The organism is Williamsia sp. R60 (assembly GCF_054063855.1).
The window spans coordinates 147,019-164,276 of the sequence record NZ_JBSSGR010000004.1 but is presented as its reverse complement, the minus strand read 5'-3'; the positions used below and the strand labels follow the sequence as shown (position 1 = coordinate 164,276).

Below are 17,258 nucleotides of genomic sequence, written 5' to 3'. Positions count from 1 at the left end.
GACATTACGGACAATACGACGTCTCGAGCCAAAAACGCAGCACTACAGTCGGCATGATTTGTCGGCGCCTTTTGACTGCCTCCGCGTTTTCGGTCAGGACGTCCAGGAGATGACATGGTCAATTTCGGTCTCATCGATGATTGGAAGCCACCCGCTGGCAGAGTGACCATTTGGTCGGCGTCACTGGCATCGATCACACAGGCACAGCAGGCGCCCATCCACCCCACGCCACCCTCACACCAACAGGAAGAGTATCTGCGGACTGCAGCTTGTCGGCAGAACTCGCAGATCAGGTCGTCGCGGCTGTATGTCGGCACCTTCGATCAAGATCACACGCTTGATCACGCCGCCATGACCACCGCCGTCAACGCTTTTCTCCGGCGGCACGACACTCACCTCAGTTGGTTCTCCATCGAACCCGATGACTCCGTCGTCCGCCGGGTCATCGATCCCACGACAATCGATTTCATTCCGCATCACCACGATGTCATCGGGGACCCTGACGAGATAAGGGAACTGGTACAACGAGAGACGCCGGGCCCATTCGAGTGGGATTGCTTCACATTCGGCACCATCGAACACGACTGCGGGTTCACCATGTATGCCGCCATCGACCACCTGCACTCCGACCCGATTTCACAGGCGATTTCACTTGTCGACGCCATTGCCCTCTATGACAATGCGCGGCTCGGCCGCGACAACGATCTCGCTCCGCCCGGCAGCTACATCGATTACTGCCATCGGGAACGAACAGCATCGGCTCAGCTGTCGCTGGACTCCCCGCCTGTGCAGCGATGGATCGAACTCGTCCAGGCCAATGGTGGCCGCCTTCCGACCTTTCCGCTGGACCTCGGCCAGGAAAGTACAGAAAACGCGCGGAGCGCACACCTGACGGTCACATTGTTCGACGAACAGGACGCGAAGACACTGGTCCGGATCTGCCGGGACAGCCGCGCAGGGTTCATCGCGGCGGTACTCACCGTCGCCGGCCTCGCTGCGCACGAGTTCACAGGCGATCGTCGTTATCTGGCGATCACGCCCAAGAGCACACGGACGACTCCCGCGGAGTTCAGCGCGGTCGGCTGGTTCACCAGTCTGATTCCCGTGCCGATCGACATCGATGAGTCGTCGACGTTCAAAACCCTGGTTCGCCAAGCACAGGTTGCCTACCTGGCCGGACGCAAACTGTCCGACGTCTCGTTCCACCGAGTGCTCGAACTCGTCTCCGATGAACCCGACCTCGGCGTCAGGACCGAACCCGGATGGTCGGTGCCGATGGTCTCGATCATGGACGCACGTCGACTACCGGGCGTCTCCGAGTTCGAGTCCATCAACGCGAGGTTCTACGGTAACCGCGGTACATCGGACGAGGTGTACACGTGGGTCAATCGATTCGCCGATGAGACATCCATGAGCCTGCTGTTCCCTGACACCGCGCAGGCCCGGGCATCGGTGGACATCTATGTGGACCGGGTAGGGCAGATCTTCAAGACGATCATCTCCGAGGGCGACTACGCACCCAGCCCAGGTGTTCGTCAGGTGACAGGTTGAGACCACGAGCTCCGGTTCCTGCTCCCACCACTCCTTGTCGCACAAAAGATCCACAGGGGGCGTCTTCGAGGAGAGCATCGTGGCCGGCTCTGGCCTGTTGTCTCATCGCAGTGTCCATGCAGATGGTCGACATGACGATCGTGAACATTGCCCTGCCCAGTCTCGGGTCCGGACTCCACGCCTCGTCTGGCGAGCAATTGCTTGTACTCAGCGCGTACACACTGGCTTTCGCGTGCTTTCTTCTGACCGCTTCTCGCCTGGGCGAACGGTGGGGCCGTCGACGACTGTTCATCGGCGCTCTCGCAGGGTTCACGGTGGTATCCGTGCTGTGCGGGACCGCAACCGGCGCAACAGAACTCATCGTGTTGAGAGCCGTTCAGGGCGCTTGCGCGGCACTGGCATCGGCCCAGACCATCGCCATCATCTCGGCCTCGTTCCCCAAGTCCCGGCATCCAGCGGTGTTCGGCATCTATGGCGCGACGGCCGGAGTCGCCGCCATGCTCGGACCGACGCTCGGGGGTCTCCTCATCTCAGCAGACGTGTGGGGTCTTGGCTGGCGCATGATCTTCCTCGTCAACCTCCCCCTCGGCCTGATCGCCTGCGTCGTGGGCCATCGATGTCTTCCGGCCCTTCATGCCACCACCCGTCCGGGCCTCGATCTCCCGGGAGTCGCGCTGTCGACGACCGGATTGTTCCTGCTCGTTCTCCCACTGGCCATGGGGCGCGAGAGGGGCTGGCCGACCTGGCATTTGTGGATGCTGGTGGGGTCGGTGGTGGTGCTGTGCCTCTTCATCGTTCACGAGCACCGCCTCGGCAGACGGGGCGGCTATCCGCTGCTGGACCTCCAGCTGTTCACCAGTAGGTCGTTCGCCGTCGGATCAGTCCTGTCGCTGCTGTTCTTGGGTGTGTTTGCCGCATTCTTCTTCACCGTCTCGGTGACCGCACAATTCGGCCTTGGATTCTCACCGTTGCGGACCGGCCTGCTCACCCTCCCTTTTGCCATCGGCGCCGCGGTCGGTTCGGTTGTCTCGGCGCTGCTCGTCAGAAGGATCGGGGCACTGACGCTGACGACGGGAGCCGTCTTGTTCGGCGGGTCACTCGTCTACACGGCCGTGATCATCGACCCCGCCGCCGGCATCGAGGTGTCGTCGATCATCCTCCCGTTGGCCGTCGGCGGCGTGGCCATGGGACTGTTCGTCGCGCCGTTGCAGGCGACGATGCTCTCGGACACCTCAGAGCGGACTGTCGGTTCCGCCTCGGGGACCATCCCCACCGTCCAGCAGATCGGAGCATCCGTGGGGATGGCGGTGATCAGCCTGCTTTTCTTCACAGCAGTTGCCGCGCAATCGGAACAGGCTGTGCAGGAAGCGCAGACCAGTCTGTCGCACAGTCTCGGCACGTCCGAGGTTGCTCCACTCGCGCGGCCGTTTGTCGTTCGCGAGTTCGGTCGCTGCGCCGCCGCCCAGTTGGGTTCAGCACACCCGGACACCCCCGGACCGGGGTGTCCCGGCGCAGACGATGCCATCCAGCCATACGCGGACGGGCCTCGTTCCGCGGTCGCAGCCCAAGCCGAACCGGACGTCAGCGCAGCGGCCCGCCAGGCAGCCTCGCACACCTTCTTGGCGGCCTTCACAGCCGTTCTGTGGACCCTGGCGGCGATCTCGGGGGCACTCGCCGGTCTGACCCTCGCTCTGCGCAACCACCGACGACGTCAGATCGACCGCCAGTCGGCCGCACAGTCAGCCCCGACGCCGGCTATCGGGTCAGGGCCGCGTTGATTATCGGCCAGGACTTGTGGAGATCGTCTTGCCAGTAACCCCAGCTGTGGGTGCCGGTTGATCGCAGATCGACTGTGGCGGGAATCCCCAACTGCTGCAATCGGTCACGCATCTTGAGTGTGCAGCGGTTGGTAGCCGTCTCGATGACCGCGCCGACCGCGATCTGCTCGGCGAGCTTGGATCCGTTTCCGTTGATGCCGGGCCCGTCGATCACGTCGTACTGGCCGGGCAGACCCGTACCGTTCGAGATGTAGATGGCTTTGCCGCGCAACTTCTCGGCATTCACATACGGGTCGTTGCGAACCCACTCGGGATCGGTCGGTGGGCCCCACATGTTCACCGTGTTCCCGCCGCCACGGATCTCGACGGTCAGTCGGACGTAGGCCTGGCCTTCGGGGTCGCTGGTCATTGCGCAACCGCTGTACGATCCGACGGCGCGGTACAGATCAGGGGACTTCAGGGCCAGCTGGAACACCGAGGTCCCGGCCATCGAGATACCCGCGATCGCGTTGCGCCCGTTGCCGTTCAGGAGCGCATCCATCAGCGGCGGTAGCTCCTCGGTCAAATAGGTGGCCCACTTCTGGCGACCGAGTTTCGGGTCGTCATTGCGCCAGTCCGCGAAGTAACTCGCCGCCCCACCCATCGGCACCACCACATTCACGTTGCGGCCCTTGAAGAAAGATGCGATGTCGGTCTGATCGAACCAGCTGCTTCCACCGTCGCCACCAGCTGCTCCGTTGAGCAGGTACATCGTGGGCGCAGGACTCGACCGGTCCTGTGCCGGCAGCACCTTGACCATCAGGTCCGCCCCCATCGCGGCCGACCTCACGGTCACGTCCACGACCCCGTCGACCTGTTCGACCGTGTTCACCACCCGAGAACCGTCGGCCGATGTCGGGTCGCCGACAATTGGTTGGCCGTCAGGTTCGGCAATTGCCGATCCCGGGCCGAATACTGTCAAGACCAATACGGCCGCCACAAATGTGACAACAGCGGTTTCTACATTTCGATTTGCGAGACGAGGTGTACCACCGATGTGCCACTTCACGAGAATCCTCTCTGGTGCGGCACACAGGGTTCACCCGACAGTTGGGCACGTCAGAACCCATGGCGCCGCCACGACTTTGGCACATCCAACCACGGCGCCACTGCGCCACGGGACGCAGACGGTACAACCCGCATAGATCTTAAGGAAGATTTTTTGTTGTGTTAGATCTTTATTTCTCAACAGCTGTTGTCATCCGCTAATCTTCGCTGTAGTTTCACGGGTGCACGACAACGCGACAAAGGGTCGGGCCGAGGCGTCTTTCAGACGTCGTAGCGCGGATGTCGAACAAATTACTTGAAATGCATTTGGCATTTTGTGTTGCGAATTGCCGCACACAGAAAGCCGCCTGCTCGCAGTCAGTGCAGCGTTTCACCATTCGCCCCGGCCACCAGTGCGCTTTTGCGCTACTTCGACAGGAGCTGAACATGGTCAATTTCGGTCTGATCAACGAGTGGGAACCAGCCACGGGCCGACTCACGAGCTGGGTTGCGTCCCCGGCCTCGCTGGATGAGGCGAAGGGCGCTCCGGTGCATCCCACCCCGGCCTCACATCAGCAAGAAGAGTATCTTCTGACCGCCGCCCGGAACGAGACAGTGGGCTTCCGGTTCTCCCGATTGTGCCTGGTGGCGTTCGACTTTCAGACTCCGCTCGACGTCGATGCCATGACCCGGACGATCAACACGTTCCTCGGGCGCCACGACACCTTTCACAGCTGGTTCTCATGCGAAACCGACGGATCGATCGTTCGGCATGTGGTGGACCCCAGCGTCATCGACTTCCGACCCACCCCACACGGCGAGTTCGACTCCCCCGACGCAATTCGCGCGCACGTCGAGACCGAGACTCCCGGACCGTTCAACTGGGATTGCTTCACATTCGGCACCATCGAACACGAGACCGGTTTCACTTTGTACGCGGCGTTCGACCACTTGGTGACCGACGGCATCTCGTCCGCACTCACCGTTGTCGAACTCCTGCAGCTGTATTCGAGTGAGAGCCAGGGAACACCGAGCGGTCTGGCCGACGTCGGCAGTTATGTCGAATATTGCGCCAGAGAACGCGCGGGCTCTGCCGCGTTGACGTTGGAGTCGCCTCACGTACAGCGCTGGATCGATCTGGTCCACTCGAACGCGGGTCGGCTCCCGACCTTCCCACTCGACCTGGGCGTCGCCAGTGCCGGCTATGCGCGCACCGCCCACCTGTCGACGACGTTGTTCAGCGAAGCCGATGCCGAGAAGTTCGCGACGGTGTGCCGTGACCACGGCGCCGCATTCACCCCCGGAGTGCTCGCGGTTGCCGCTCTGGCCAGCTATGAGTTCACCGGAGCGTCGAACTACTTCGGCCTGACCCCCAAGAGCACACGCTCCACCCCCGCCGAGTTCAGCTCGATCGGCTGGTTCACCAGTCTCATCCCCGTGCCGGTCACCGTCGACGAATCCTCGACCTTCACGTCCATCGTCGGAGCCGCTCAGGCCTCGTACGACTCGGGCAAAGAGCTGACCGACGTCTCGTTCCACCGCGTGCTGCAACTTGCCGGACCAGACCACGGGGTCAATGTCGCCCCTGGGTGGTCGGTGCCGATGGTCTCGTACATCGACGTCCGAAAGCTGCCGGGCGTCGATCTGTTCGACGCCATCAACACCGGGCTGTTCGGTAACCGGGGAAGCTCAGAAGAAGTCTTCCTCTGGATCAACCGCTTCAACGATGCGACGACGATCAGTCTGCTCTTCCCGGACACCGATGAGGCACACGCTTCGATCAAGTTGTACGTCGACCGGCTGTCGGAGATCTTCACCACCATTGCTGCGCACGGCGACTACAGCCCGTCGGTGGCGGCCCTGGCGACATAGCAGTGTCTCTACCGGAATCTGTTGCGCTACAGCCACAACAAGCCGAGATCGCCCCGCGGCGGGCCTGGCTGGCATTTGCAGCCTGCCTGATCGCGGTGTTCATGCAGATGGTGGACACCACCATCGTCAACATCGCACTGCCGAGTCTGGCCACCGACCTGGACGCGTCCTATTCGGCGCAGCTCCTCGTCGCCACGGTGTACACGCTCGCGTTCGCCTGCACCCTGATGACGAGTTCACGTCTGGGTGAGATGTTCGGCAGGCGCCGGGTGTTCCTGATTGCACTCGCCGGCTTCACCGTGACGTCGGTACTGTGCGGAACCGCCACCGGGGCAACCGAGTTGATTGCGCTACGCGGCGCACAAGGCGTCAGCGCCGCGGCGGCGTCGGCACAGACGATCGCGATCATCTCCGTGTTGTTCCCGCGGGTCAAACACGGCGTGGTGTTCGGGATGTACGGCGCCACCGCGGGGGTGGCAGCGATGCTGGGCCCCATGCTCGGGGGCGGTCTCATCGCCGCCGACATCTTCGACCTGGGCTGGCGGACGATCTTCCTCGTCAACCTGCCGCTCGGGATGATCGCCTGCGTCCTCGCCTTTCGCTATCTGCCGGACGTCAAACCCGGCGAACGGGAGCCGTTGGACGTGACGGGGATGGTGCTCTCGAGCGCGGGACTCTTCCTGCTCATCTATCCCTTGGCGCTCGGGCGCGAGAAAGACTGGCCGATATGGCTTCTCGTGATGCTTGTCGTCTCGATCGTGCTCCTGACGGCATTCGTGTTCTACGAGCGCCGACTCGAGCGCCGCGGCGGCAGCCCCCTGCTGCGACTCGATCTGTTCCACAACCGGAACTTCACGGTCGGCGCCGTGTTGTCGCTGGCGTTCTTCAGCGTCTTCGCCGCGTTCTTTTTCACCGTGTCCATCGCAGCCCAATTCGGTCTCGGCTACTCGGCGCTTCGAACAGGCGTATTGACCTTCCCTTTCGCGGTCGGTGCCGCCGTGGGTTCGTTGATCTCCCCCATCTTGGTCGGCCGCATCGGCGCCCGGACCCTGGCGCTGGGAATGGTCGCGTTCGCAGTGTCTCTCGGCTGGACCGCCATGATCATCGATCCTGCGGGTGGCTCACTGGACATCGCGGTGCTCGTGACGCCACTGCTGATCGGCGGTGTGGGCACCGGTTTGTTCGTCGCGCCACTGCAGGCGACAATCTTGTCCGGGACCACCGAATCCAATGTGGGCTCGGCATCCGGTTCCATTCCCACCATCCAGCAGATCGGGTGCTCGATCGGGCTTGCCGTGATCAGCATCGCGTTCTTCAATCAGGTTGCCGCACAATCGCCGTCGGCGGTGGATCAGGCCGCCTCCTCACTGTCGCGGGGGTTGGAGACCACCTCGGTGGCTCCCCCGTTCCGGCCAGTGGTGGTCGATGAGTTCTCTCGGTGCGCGAATCTGCAGCTGTCGTCGGCACATCCGGAACAGACCCCGCCTGGGTGCGGTGCAACCGACGCTCAGAAGCCGGCGACACCGGGCGATGTGCGAGCAACGGTGGCCGCTGCTGCCGCACGGGAACTCAAGACCGCCGCACGGGAAGCCGCCGCGCACTCATTTCTCGCTGCACTGTCGATCATCTTGTGGGCGATCGCGGCAACGGCTCTTGCCCTCGCGATGATCAGCCTCCTGCTGCGACGAACCGAAGCCGTACCCGGCTAGTCGCCGAGCACACCGTCCTCGGGCAGACGCAGATCCTGCTTTTCCAGTTCCTCGATGTTGACGTCCTTGAACGTGATCACCCGTACCTGTTTCACGAACCGAGCAGGGCGGTACATGTCCCAGACCCAGGCGTCACTCATACGGACCTCGAAGTAGACCTCGCCGTCCGCATTTCGGGGCACCATCTCGACCGCGTTGGCCAGATAGAACCGACGTTCCGTCTCGACCACGTAGGTGAATTGACCGACGATGTCCTTGTACTCGCGGTACAGGGACAGTTCCATCTCGGTTTCGTACTTCTCGAGATCTTCGGCGCTCATTCCCTCAGCCTAACGTCCTGCGGTCTCGCCCACGCGCACCCGTAGCCGCACATTGCGATACGACATCCTGTGTTGTGGGGACGGGCCGAGCTCGTCGAGACACTGCATGTGCATCTCGGTGCTGTAGCCCTTGTGGACCGCGAACCCATATCCGGGCAACGACGTGTCCATGTCGACCATGATCCTGTCCCTGGTGACCTTCGCGATGATGCTGGCGGCAGCGATACACGCGGCCGCGCCGTCGCCTCCGATCACCGGCAGGGAGGGCGCGGTGAGCCCTGGAACCCGGAAACCATCCGACAGCACATAACCCGGCTGGACACCGAGCCCGGCGACGGCTCGTCGCATTCCCTCGATGTTGACCACATGGATACCCAGCCGGTCGACTTCGTCTGCGTCGATGACCACTGCACTCCAGGCAACAGCGTGCCGGGTCACGGACTTGTACAACTTGTCGCGGGTCTTCGCCGTCAGCTTCTTCGAGTCATCGAGATCGGCGAGAGAGATCAGCTGCGTCGGCTTGAGGATGCACGCAGCGACCACCAGTGGTCCGGCACACGCTCCCCGCCCTGCCTCGTCCACGCCGGCGACGGGCCCGAGCCCGCTGCGGTACAGCGCTGCTTCAAGGGTGCGCAAGCCGGCGGCTCGCCGTATCACCACGCGAGGAGGCCAGGTGGTCGCCACCGGTTGCCTACTTCTGGGGGTCGACGGAGTCGACACCGCCGATGCGCGAGAACGGGTAGATGATGTAGCGGACTTTGCCGCGTATGTCGTCGACGGGCACCATGCCACGCAATTCGTCGTCCTGGTGGTACCGGGAGTCGGCCGAATTACCGCGGTTGTCGCCCATCACCCAGACGAACCCCTCGGGTACGTCGATTGGGCCGAAGTCTGCGCCGAAGCACGAATTGAGCTGACCCGTATCGTCTTTGAGGTCGCCGGGACGCATCTGAGCGTTCTCTTCCTGAAGCTTCAGGTCGATGTACGGCTCGTCGAGGGGCTGACCGTTCACCTTGACGCCGGTGCGATCCGCGTTGCGGCACTCCACCCGCTGACCGCCCGTGGCGATGATCCGCTTGACGAGGTTGTTCTCGTCCGGAGGGGCGAACCCGAACCACGACATGGCGTTCTGGGCGCCGCGGATGACCGTGTTGGACGACCGCGGTGATTTCCAGCCCTGGTCCCACGATGACGTGGGTGCTTTGAACACCACGACGTCGCCGGCCTCCGGGTCGCTCCACCGGTACACCAACTTGTCGATGACGATCCGGTCGTTGGTGCATCCGGTGCAGCCGTGCAGTGTGTTCTCCATCGATTCGGACGGGATCACGTACTGCCGTCCGATGAACGTCTGGAGAACCCACGTCAGCGCGAGCACACAGATCAGGATGATCGCGGTCTCGCGTAGCAGCGACGCCTTCTTCTTCGGTGCGACATCGGCGGTGCCGTCGATCCGGCGCCACGGACGTGCTTGCCGATCGGGGTCGACCGCACGGTCCGGGTCTGCGTGCCGACTGTCGTACGGCTCGTCGCTGTAAGGGTCTGAACCCTCAGGATTGCGGGGGGTGTTTACCACGCCGCAAGCCTAGTAGGTCAGCGCTTTTCTTTGATCTTGGCTGCCTTGCCGCGCAGGTCGCGCAGGTAGTACAGCTTCGCCCGGCGGACATCGCCGCGGGTGACGACCTCGAGCTTGGCAATGTTCGGGCTGTGCACGGGGAAGGTGCGCTCCACACCGACACCGAACGACACCTTGCGAACGGTGAAGGTCTCACGGATGCCGCCGCCCTGACGACGGATCACGACGCCCTTGAACACCTGGACACGTTCTTTGGAGCCCTCGATGACCTTGACGTGGACGTTGAGGGTGTCGCCGGCGCGGAAGTCGGGGATGTCGTCGCGCAGGGACTTGTTGTCCAAGAAATCCAGTGTGTTCATGATGTCGGTTCCAATCTTGCTGATGGCGTGAGTAGAGGAACCTGGCGGCTTTCGTCCTGGACAATTCAGGTGTGCGGCTCGACCGGTTCGTGCTCCGATTCGTGTGGTCTCCGCGACGAATCAGCCGACTCGGGCGGGCCCGGCGTCTGACCGTCAAACGGCAACTGGTCAATTGTGCCAGAACCACCCCCGACGGACGAAATCGCGGCGGCGAGCACCAGCTCCCCCGATTCGCCCGGGGCCGGTGCCGCGTGCACGGTGGCGTCCAGTTCCGCCTCGGCGCCGGACTTCGCGTGCGCAACGTCGGGTTTGCCTGCCATGAGGTCCTGAAGAAAGATCTTCGCGCGGATCAAGGGCCTGCGCACCCGCCGCTCGCGTTTCACCGCAGCGTTCATCTTCTTCGGGCGTTTTGTGTAACGCCAACGTGCCCACGGCGACGTCGGGCGTGCGAGTCGTATCGACGCCACCAGAAGAAGAGGGAAGATGAACAGTCCGATCAGCCCTGTCCAGATCTTGCCCTTGAGCAGCACGACCCCTGCGAGCAGGAGCACAAACGCGGAATAGACGACGGCCACCACGATCGACACCACGTCCGCAGTGTCGACACCCGCCCAGTCGAGCGGGTGGAACCCGAGGAGAACCAGTCCCATCACTGCGACCGCCACGAAGACAGCGTCGATCGACGCGCGGCCTTCTTCCGCCCAGTAGACATCCCGTAGATAGAAGATGAGCGCGAACTCGTCGAGCACCAGCGCGGCACCGATACCGAACAACGCGGCGAAGATGGACAGGGTGGTCTGTGACCCGTTGATGGCGAGCGCTATCAGCCCGAGCCCCGACAGCATCGTCAGCACGGTCCCGAAGACGACGTGATGGATGTGCATGCCACCGGGGGTGACGTTGTTGAACCACCAGCTGACCTCGGCACGGATCAGTCGGACGCTGATCCGGATTCCGAGAAACCCGAGGATGAAGCCGATGTACGCCATGAAGAGCGGTAATCGGCCGTTGTCGATGATCGATTCTCGGAACCAATGGCCCATCCGCTGAGATTAGTCGCCGACGTGGTCGCGCAGGAGGTTTGCGACCAAAGACGTAGACCCCATCGCTGCGGCCGCCTCACACACCACTTCGCGCAGCCCTTCCCGCCCCGTGCCCGCGGTTCCGAACTCCACGGCTGCGAGCGCTCGCGCTCGTGCGAACTCTGTCCGGTACTCGGCTGACCGGCCTGCATGAGACGCTGCAAAAGCTGCCGCATCGAACCGCCCTCGAAGGGATGCGATGGCCAGCTTCTGTGCCGGGCTCAATGGTCTGCCGTTTCTCCAGCAGCTCAGCGCGTCGGTGACCGGACCCTCGGTACGTACCGACGCAGCGTCGAGGGCCATCACCGCAGCGAGTAGGCCGGTTCGGCTGATGTGCCGGGGGTTCACCCGATCCACAAGTCCGGCAACCCCCGACGCCAGGACATCGATGCGGTGAGCACTCATTGTCCGTCCCCCTGGCCGGTACCCTCGTAGCCCGACGATGTGGTGACACCGGCCTCTGCGAGCTGCGACCGGACCTCGGGAGTGGGAGGTGTGGTGGCGCAGACCGCCAACGGGACGAGGTCCCGGGCGGCGAGATAGTCGACGATCACCAGTTCAGGGGACCTGCCGTCACCGACGACGACCTCGTTCGGTTCGGGCACCGTTCCCGGCCGAAGGTAGCCGCCGGGTTCACTGGTACCCACCACGACCACGCGGCGTCCGTCGTGGTCTTGCCCGAGTCCGACGGCGATTCGGATCCATGGCGCCACCTCGGGTGGCTGCATCGAGGACAGCTGCGCGGCCCGGGTCTGCAACATCGAGACGTCTGCGGCCGAGACATCCGTGGCAGAGGGCAGGTCGCCGCCGCGCATCTTCCCGGCTGCCGCGGCCATTGCCGAGCCTGCCCCCATCAGGGCGCCGGGCATCATCGGTGCGCCGGCGGCGTTGCCCGTTGTCTGGCCGTGTTCGCTGTCACGCTGCTCAGCGGCGTGGGCCGCAGCGGTGTCAGCGAGTTCGCGACTACCGGATTCGAAATCGCCGGCGACGGCGGCCAGCACGGTGGCAGCGGCGTGTTCGGCGCCCATGGCCGCGATGATGTCGCCCGTCGTCACATCTACCACCTGCGCCGCCTGCAGGTCTCGATCCGCCATTGCCGCGGCCACGGTGAGTCGCTCGTGGGTCAGTACCACCAAGTCAGAGAATCGGGCTGCGAGGTCTGATTCGGCGCCGACCAGATGCGCTGCCGTTGCCGCGTGGTCCGCGAGGGCGGTCGCCTTCGCCGCCAGGGCGCTGCCTGTCCGTCCGTCCATTGCGGCGGCGACCTCTGCGGTAGCCGCCTCGATGGCGGACTGCAGGGCGAAAAGCCGTTGCGCCACAACACGATACCGTTCAACCGACCGACCGATCATGTCTGGGTCGATCGCCGGCCAGGCATCGCGCAGGAGCCGTTCGACCTGCTCACCCGGCGTGGTCAGCACCGCTCGGCTCCAGGTGCAGGAAGGGGCACGCCGATATCGGCGGACTGCAGGGCGGTGCATGCGCGGCCGATGTCGTCGACATGGTCCGCCAGGGATGTTCGGAGCTGATCCAGAACCGATGCGGTCGCGTGTGAGAGGTGCGCTGCGCCGACCATGAAGATGGCGCCACCGACGTGGGACGAGCAGCATGCCCTCAGCTCGGCGTCGACGGCAGCAACTTCTTCGCGGATCGAGTCGATCTCGCCGATCAGCGAAGCGAACTCGTCAGCACCTGCACGCGCTGCTGCGTCATCGAGCCGAAACGATCCGGTTCCGTACATTGGCCTGCTCCCCCGCTGCCGCATCCCTCAACCCAGCCGCCGTCAGTAAAGATCCGAATACCCTGGGCCTTGGTGTTGGACGAGTTCCCCGGCCAACCGGTTCCTCCGTTCGGAGAGCTCGTCGTCAGCGCGCCGCACCAGGAGAGCGATCTCATCGGCGAGCTGACCAGCGCGGTAACGTCGCATCGCCAGAGGGTCGATCGACAGGTCGGTGAGCAATCCCCGCGCGTTGATCACCACCGTGATGAGGCGGTCCTTTGATGTCGCCTCGACGGTTGTCCCGCGCATCTCCTCGGCCAGCACACGAAGACGGTCGCGCTGTTCATCCACCTCGATCAGCACAGCCGCCAACGCGCTGTTGCCGATATCCACCTGCCCGGGCTCGATCCCCATCAACGTCCCCCCTCGCGTCGCAGATGTTAACCCGAGTCGGGTGGCCAACGCTCGATCGGTGGCAGCGCGGTGTGGTCCTACTGCTCAGGAGGTAGGAGGTCGGGTCGACGCTCCCTTGTGCGGGCGAGGGATTGTTCGCGGCGCCACTGTTGCTGTTTGGCGTGGTCACCGCCGCGGAGGACCTCGGGTACCTCGAGCCCGCGCCACACCGGCGGCCTGGTGTAACTGGGCCCTTCCAGGAGGCCGTCGGAGAACGAGTCCTGCTGATGCGAGGACGCGTTTCCCAGTACGCCGTCGATCAGGCGAACGGTGGCCTCCACCATCGCGATGACGGCCACCTCACCCCCGATGAGGACGAAGTCGCCGATCGAGACCTCCTGCACACGAACGCGTTTGGCGGCGTCATCGATCACCCGCTGATCTATCCCCTCATACCGGCCACAGGCGAAGACGATGTGCTTCTCGCGGCTCCACGCCTGCGCGGTTGCCTGGGTGAAAGGGACGCCTGCGGGAGTGGGCACCACGAGAAGCGCGTCGTCTGGACACACGTCGTCGAGACAGGGTCCCCACACCGTGGGCTTCATGACCATTCCAGGCCCGCCCCCATAGGGGGAATCGTCGACGGCGCGGTGTACGTCGTGCGTCCAGTCGCGCAGATCGTAGGTGTCGAGTGCGACGATCCCCCTGTCGATCGCCTTGCCCAGCAATGCCATTCGCATGGGCTCGAGATAGTCGGGGAAGATCGAGATCACCCCGATACGGATGGCAGGCCCCGCCTCGTCCGTCATTCCGGATCCAGCAGACCGTCGGGTGGGTCGATTTCGATCAGGCTCCGGCTCACCGTCGGCACGATCGCTGTGACAAACGGGATCAGGATCTCGCGGCCTTCGTCAGTGGTCACCGACAACAGGTCACCGGCGGGCAGGTGCACCACATCGGCGACCACACCGACGTCGTCGCCATCGACGGTGCGCACCGGAACCCCTTGCAGTTCATGGTCATAGAACTCGTCCGGATCGTCGCCGGACGAAACCTCGTCGGCGTCGATCAAGAACAGCAGTCCGCGTAGCGCCATGGCCGAGTCGCGGTCCCCGACCTCGGCAACAGACAGCAACAGCCGCCCGGAGTGGTTCCGGGCGGCTGTCACCGTGTAGCTGTTCTCGACGAAGGTGTTCTTACCGGTGGACAGACGGCCTCGCAGCTTCTGCCCGATGGCAAAGCGCTCTTCCGGATCGTCGGTGCGGACGTCGACCACCAGTTCACCGCGCACGCCGTGCGTTTTGGTGACGCGGCCGATTACCAGGTCCATCGTCGTCGCTTTTCGGTGCCTGCGTCAGCGGTCGGTGTCGACGATGTCGACACGAACGCCCCGGCCACCGATTCCGGTGACCAGAGTGCGCAGAGCAGTGGCCGTACGGCCATTGCGACCGATGACCTTACCGAGGTCCTCGGGATTCACGTGAACCTCGACAAAACGTCCTCGCCGTCCGGTGACCAGTTCGACGCGGACGTCGTCGGGGTTGGCAACGATGCCGCGAACGAGGTGTTCGACGGCGTCGGCGACGACAACACTCACTTGTCAGCGGCCTCGGCTGGGGCCTCGTCGGCAGCGGCTGCCTCTGCCTTGGGGGCGTCGGCCTTCGAGGAATCGTCAGCCTTCTTGGCGGCCTTCTTCTTCGGTGTGGTGGCCTCGGCGGACGGTCCGTTGTCAGCGGCGGCGAGTGCGGCGTTGAACAGGTCCTGCTTGCTGGGCTTGGGCTCGGCAACACGCAGCGTGCCCTCGGCGCCCGGCAGTCCCTTGTGCTTCTGCCAGTCACCGGTGATCTTCAGCAGTGCTGCAACGGGCTCGGTCGGCTGTGCGCCGACTCCCAGCCAGTACTGCGCACGCTCGGAGTCGACCTCGATCAGGCTCGGCTCTTCCTTGGGGTGGTAACGACCGATGGTCTCGATGGCCCGGCCGTTGCGACGGGTGCGGGCGTCGGCGACGACGATGCGGTACTGGGGATTGCGGATCTTGCCGAGGCGGGTGAGCTTGATCTTGACAGACACGAGTTACTTCCTTCTATGGTCACAGTGCAATTCGGCGACGCCCCATCGTTGGGGCGCCCGGTTTTGCTGTTCGGTGGTGTGACCGCCGGTCGGTGTCTAGCCGGGTCCGGCGAACCAGCGTCCCATTCTGCCAGAGGGATGGCCCCGAGAAGAAATCCGTCGAGAACACCGCACCGACGATGGGTCTGTCAGCCCGCAGCCGCGACGGCGGCGCGGGCGTCCTCGGTGACCAGTTCCATGTTGATCGCGGACGCCGCAACCGCACCGTCGGCCGCCGCACCACCGACCTGAGCCATCAGATTCGCCACGTTGCCCGCGACATACACCCCGGGGACGTTGGTCAGACCGGTCTCATCCGCCTCGATGTACCGCCCGGCCCCCTTGGGGTGGTCGGTCAGAGTCAGACCCAGGTCGACGAGGAAGTCGGCGCGTGCGATGAACCGGGGCATCACCACGATCACCTCCCGCTCACAGACCGTCCCGTCCGCCATCCGCACCCCGGTCAACCGCCCGTCAGACGACTCGACTGCCGCAACTCGGCCCTCGACGACGCGGACACCCCGGGCCGCGAGCTGTGCCGATTCCTCATCGGTGGGTCGCACGGAGTCGTTGACGAACAAGATGACGTCGGCACTCCACTGCCGGAACAACAACGCCTGGTGCGCTGCCTGCTCGGTGACTGCCAGCACGCCGATCGCCTGGTCACGAACCTCCCAGCCGTGGCAGTAGGGACAGTGCAGAACGCCTGTCCCCCATTGCTCGGACACACCGGGTATGTCGGGCAGTTCGTCCATGAGGCCTGTGGTGACGAGCACCCGACGGGCTCGCACCTCTCGACCGTCGCCCAGAACGACCACGAAGCCGTGATCGACATCGCCTCTGACGACCTGCGCCTCAGCATCCACCACGTGTCCGCCGTAGCTCCGGACCTCTTCACGCCCGATCGCCACATATTCTTCCGGCGATATCCCGTCTCGGGTCAGCAGCCCGTGCACCCCGGCAGCGGGAGCGTTCCGGGGCTGGCCCGAGTCGAGGACAAGGACCGACCGCCGGGAGCGACCCAGCACCAGGGCAGCACTCAGTCCGGCTGCCCCGCCGCCCACGACGACTACCTCGTATTCGTCGACAAGCTGCTCTCCGGTACTCATTCCACGTGACTACCCCGAACTGCTCGGCAATAACCCTTGCCGAATCGGCAAACGAGGACGACGATGTCGAGGCATGGAAGACGAACTCCAACAAGCCCTCACGACGGTCGGCCCACGATTGCGAGCACTGCGCAAGGAACGTGACATCACCCTCGCCGATCTGTCCGAGGCCACCGGCATCTCGGAGAGCACCCTGTCACGGCTCGAATCCGGAGGCCGCAAGCCCACACTCGAATTGCTGCTCCCGCTGGCCAAGGTGCACGGCATTCCGCTGGACGAACTCGTCGGGGCGCCGGCGACCGGTGATCCCCGGATTCATCTGCGTCCGATCAAACGGCATGGTCGCACCTTCATTCCGCTGACCCGGCGGGCCGGCGGTATCCAGGCCTTCAAACAGATCATCCCGCCCGCGCACGGCCCCCAGGTTCCCACTCCGCAAACGCATGAGGGTTACGAGTGGCTCTATGTACTGTCCGGTCGGGTCCGGCTGATCCTCGGAGAGCAGGACCTCGAGCTGAAGGCCGGTGAAGCGGCCGAATTCGACACCCACGTTCCGCACTGGATGGGAGCCGCGGGGACCGAGGCCGCCGAGATGCTGTGCCTCTTCGGCACACAAGGCGAGCGAGCGCACGTCCGCGCCACGTCGTGAACCCT

General features: G+C 64.1%; 21 protein-coding genes. 5 read left to right on the top strand and 16 right to left on the bottom strand.

Translation table 11 applies throughout. From position 1 onward, the window contains the following. Nucleotides 1-114 precede the first annotated feature (114 nt). Both ACVWY6_RS19690 and ACVWY6_RS19685 read left to right on the top strand, forming a co-directional pair. Nucleotides 115-1,551 carry a condensation domain-containing protein gene (locus tag ACVWY6_RS19690; protein ID WP_457540402.1) on the top strand — a complete coding sequence of 479 codons (1,437 nt, stop codon included), beginning with the start codon at nucleotides 115-117 and terminating at the stop codon, nucleotides 1,549-1,551. Further along, complete coding sequence (locus ACVWY6_RS19685) at nucleotides 1,548-3,329, top strand: MFS transporter (protein WP_457540400.1); 1,782 nt, start codon at nucleotides 1,548-1,550, stop codon at nucleotides 3,327-3,329. The genes ACVWY6_RS19690 and ACVWY6_RS19685 overlap by 4 nt, the downstream gene beginning before the upstream one ends. Here the strand turns inward: ACVWY6_RS19685 and ACVWY6_RS19680 are convergent. Then, entirely contained in the window at nucleotides 3,307-4,296 is a 990-nt protein-coding gene (locus ACVWY6_RS19680) for an alpha/beta hydrolase (RefSeq protein ID WP_457540398.1), read from the bottom strand. The two genes, ACVWY6_RS19685 and ACVWY6_RS19680, sit on opposite strands and share 23 nt — an antisense overlap. Before the next feature lie 270 nt (nucleotides 4,297-4,566). Then, nucleotides 4,567-4,737, bottom strand: a complete 171-nt coding sequence (locus ACVWY6_RS19675) for a hypothetical protein (protein ID WP_120802746.1) — start codon at nucleotides 4,735-4,737, stop codon at nucleotides 4,567-4,569. A gap of 65 nt (nucleotides 4,738-4,802) precedes the next feature. Between ACVWY6_RS19675 and ACVWY6_RS19670 the strand changes: the two genes are divergently transcribed. Next, nucleotides 4,803-6,227 (top strand): condensation domain-containing protein, encoded by a 1,425-nt coding sequence (locus ACVWY6_RS19670; protein WP_457540396.1) that lies wholly within the window; start codon nucleotides 4,803-4,805, stop codon nucleotides 6,225-6,227. 2 nt (nucleotides 6,228-6,229) lie between these two features. Beyond that, on the top strand, nucleotides 6,230-7,936 hold the full coding sequence (locus ACVWY6_RS19665; protein WP_457540394.1) for a DHA2 family efflux MFS transporter permease subunit: 1,707 nt from the start codon (nucleotides 6,230-6,232) through the stop codon (nucleotides 7,934-7,936). On the opposite strand, the gene ACVWY6_RS19660 is transcribed toward ACVWY6_RS19665, so the two are convergent. From ACVWY6_RS19660 to ACVWY6_RS19595, 14 genes are all read right to left on the bottom strand, one after another. Next, nucleotides 7,933-8,256, bottom strand: a complete 324-nt coding sequence (locus ACVWY6_RS19660) for a DUF2469 domain-containing protein (RefSeq protein WP_023960295.1) — start codon at nucleotides 8,254-8,256, stop codon at nucleotides 7,933-7,935. The genes ACVWY6_RS19665 and ACVWY6_RS19660 overlap by 4 nt on opposite strands. A 9-nt stretch (nucleotides 8,257-8,265) precedes the next feature. Beyond that, the gene (locus ACVWY6_RS19655) at nucleotides 8,266-8,940 is read right to left on the bottom strand and encodes a ribonuclease HII (RefSeq protein WP_023960297.1); all 675 of its coding nucleotides are present in this window, start codon (nucleotides 8,938-8,940) and stop codon (nucleotides 8,266-8,268) included. A gap of 7 nt (nucleotides 8,941-8,947) precedes the next feature. Further along, the gene (gene lepB, locus ACVWY6_RS19650; RefSeq protein WP_457540392.1) at nucleotides 8,948-9,832 is read right to left on the bottom strand and encodes a signal peptidase I; all 885 of its coding nucleotides are present in this window, start codon (nucleotides 9,830-9,832) and stop codon (nucleotides 8,948-8,950) included. Between the two features lie 17 nt (nucleotides 9,833-9,849). Beyond that, complete coding sequence (gene rplS / locus ACVWY6_RS19645) at nucleotides 9,850-10,191, bottom strand: 50S ribosomal protein L19 (protein WP_023960301.1); 342 nt, start codon at nucleotides 10,189-10,191, stop codon at nucleotides 9,850-9,852. Between the two features lie 65 nt (nucleotides 10,192-10,256). Then, on the bottom strand, nucleotides 10,257-11,234 hold the full coding sequence (locus ACVWY6_RS19640; protein ID WP_116915523.1) for a hypothetical protein: 978 nt from the start codon (nucleotides 11,232-11,234) through the stop codon (nucleotides 10,257-10,259). Between the two features lie 9 nt (nucleotides 11,235-11,243). Next, entirely contained in the window at nucleotides 11,244-11,678 is a 435-nt protein-coding gene (locus tag ACVWY6_RS19635) for a hypothetical protein (RefSeq protein WP_030163645.1), read from the bottom strand. Continuing rightward, a complete protein-coding gene (locus ACVWY6_RS19630) occupies nucleotides 11,675-12,694 on the bottom strand; it encodes a hypothetical protein (RefSeq protein WP_457540390.1) in 1,020 nt (339 codons plus the stop codon). Before ACVWY6_RS19630 ends, ACVWY6_RS19635 begins: the two co-directional genes overlap by 4 nt. Further along, nucleotides 12,688-13,014 carry a hypothetical protein gene (locus ACVWY6_RS19625; RefSeq protein ID WP_457540388.1) on the bottom strand — a complete coding sequence of 109 codons (327 nt, stop codon included), beginning with the start codon at nucleotides 13,012-13,014 and terminating at the stop codon, nucleotides 12,688-12,690. The genes ACVWY6_RS19630 and ACVWY6_RS19625 overlap by 7 nt, the downstream gene beginning before the upstream one ends. Before the next feature lie 42 nt (nucleotides 13,015-13,056). Next, the gene (locus ACVWY6_RS19620; RefSeq protein ID WP_457540386.1) at nucleotides 13,057-13,407 is read right to left on the bottom strand and encodes a YbaB/EbfC family nucleoid-associated protein; all 351 of its coding nucleotides are present in this window, start codon (nucleotides 13,405-13,407) and stop codon (nucleotides 13,057-13,059) included. Between the two features lie 77 nt (nucleotides 13,408-13,484). Then, nucleotides 13,485-14,171 (bottom strand): tRNA (guanosine(37)-N1)-methyltransferase TrmD, encoded by a 687-nt coding sequence (gene trmD / locus ACVWY6_RS19615; RefSeq protein WP_457541152.1) that lies wholly within the window; start codon nucleotides 14,169-14,171, stop codon nucleotides 13,485-13,487. Nucleotides 14,172-14,191: 20 nt separating this feature from the next. Continuing rightward, nucleotides 14,192-14,716 (bottom strand): ribosome maturation factor RimM, encoded by a 525-nt coding sequence (gene rimM / locus ACVWY6_RS19610; protein WP_062797751.1) that lies wholly within the window; start codon nucleotides 14,714-14,716, stop codon nucleotides 14,192-14,194. Nucleotides 14,717-14,740: 24 nt separating this feature from the next. Beyond that, a complete protein-coding gene (locus ACVWY6_RS19605) occupies nucleotides 14,741-14,983 on the bottom strand; it encodes an RNA-binding protein (protein ID WP_020107279.1) in 243 nt (80 codons plus the stop codon). Then, nucleotides 14,980-15,456, bottom strand: coding sequence for a 30S ribosomal protein S16 (gene rpsP / locus ACVWY6_RS19600; protein WP_023960319.1), 477 nt, complete (start codon nucleotides 15,454-15,456; stop codon nucleotides 14,980-14,982). Before rpsP ends, ACVWY6_RS19605 begins: the two co-directional genes overlap by 4 nt. 188 nt (nucleotides 15,457-15,644) lie before the next feature. Continuing rightward, a complete protein-coding gene (locus tag ACVWY6_RS19595; RefSeq protein WP_457540383.1) occupies nucleotides 15,645-16,604 on the bottom strand; it encodes an NAD(P)/FAD-dependent oxidoreductase in 960 nt (319 codons plus the stop codon). A 73-nt stretch (nucleotides 16,605-16,677) separates the two neighbouring features. Between ACVWY6_RS19595 and ACVWY6_RS19590 the strand changes: the two genes are divergently transcribed. After that, on the top strand, nucleotides 16,678-17,253 hold the full coding sequence (locus tag ACVWY6_RS19590; RefSeq protein WP_023960322.1) for a helix-turn-helix domain-containing protein: 576 nt from the start codon (nucleotides 16,678-16,680) through the stop codon (nucleotides 17,251-17,253). Nucleotides 17,254-17,258: the final 5 nt, after the last annotated feature.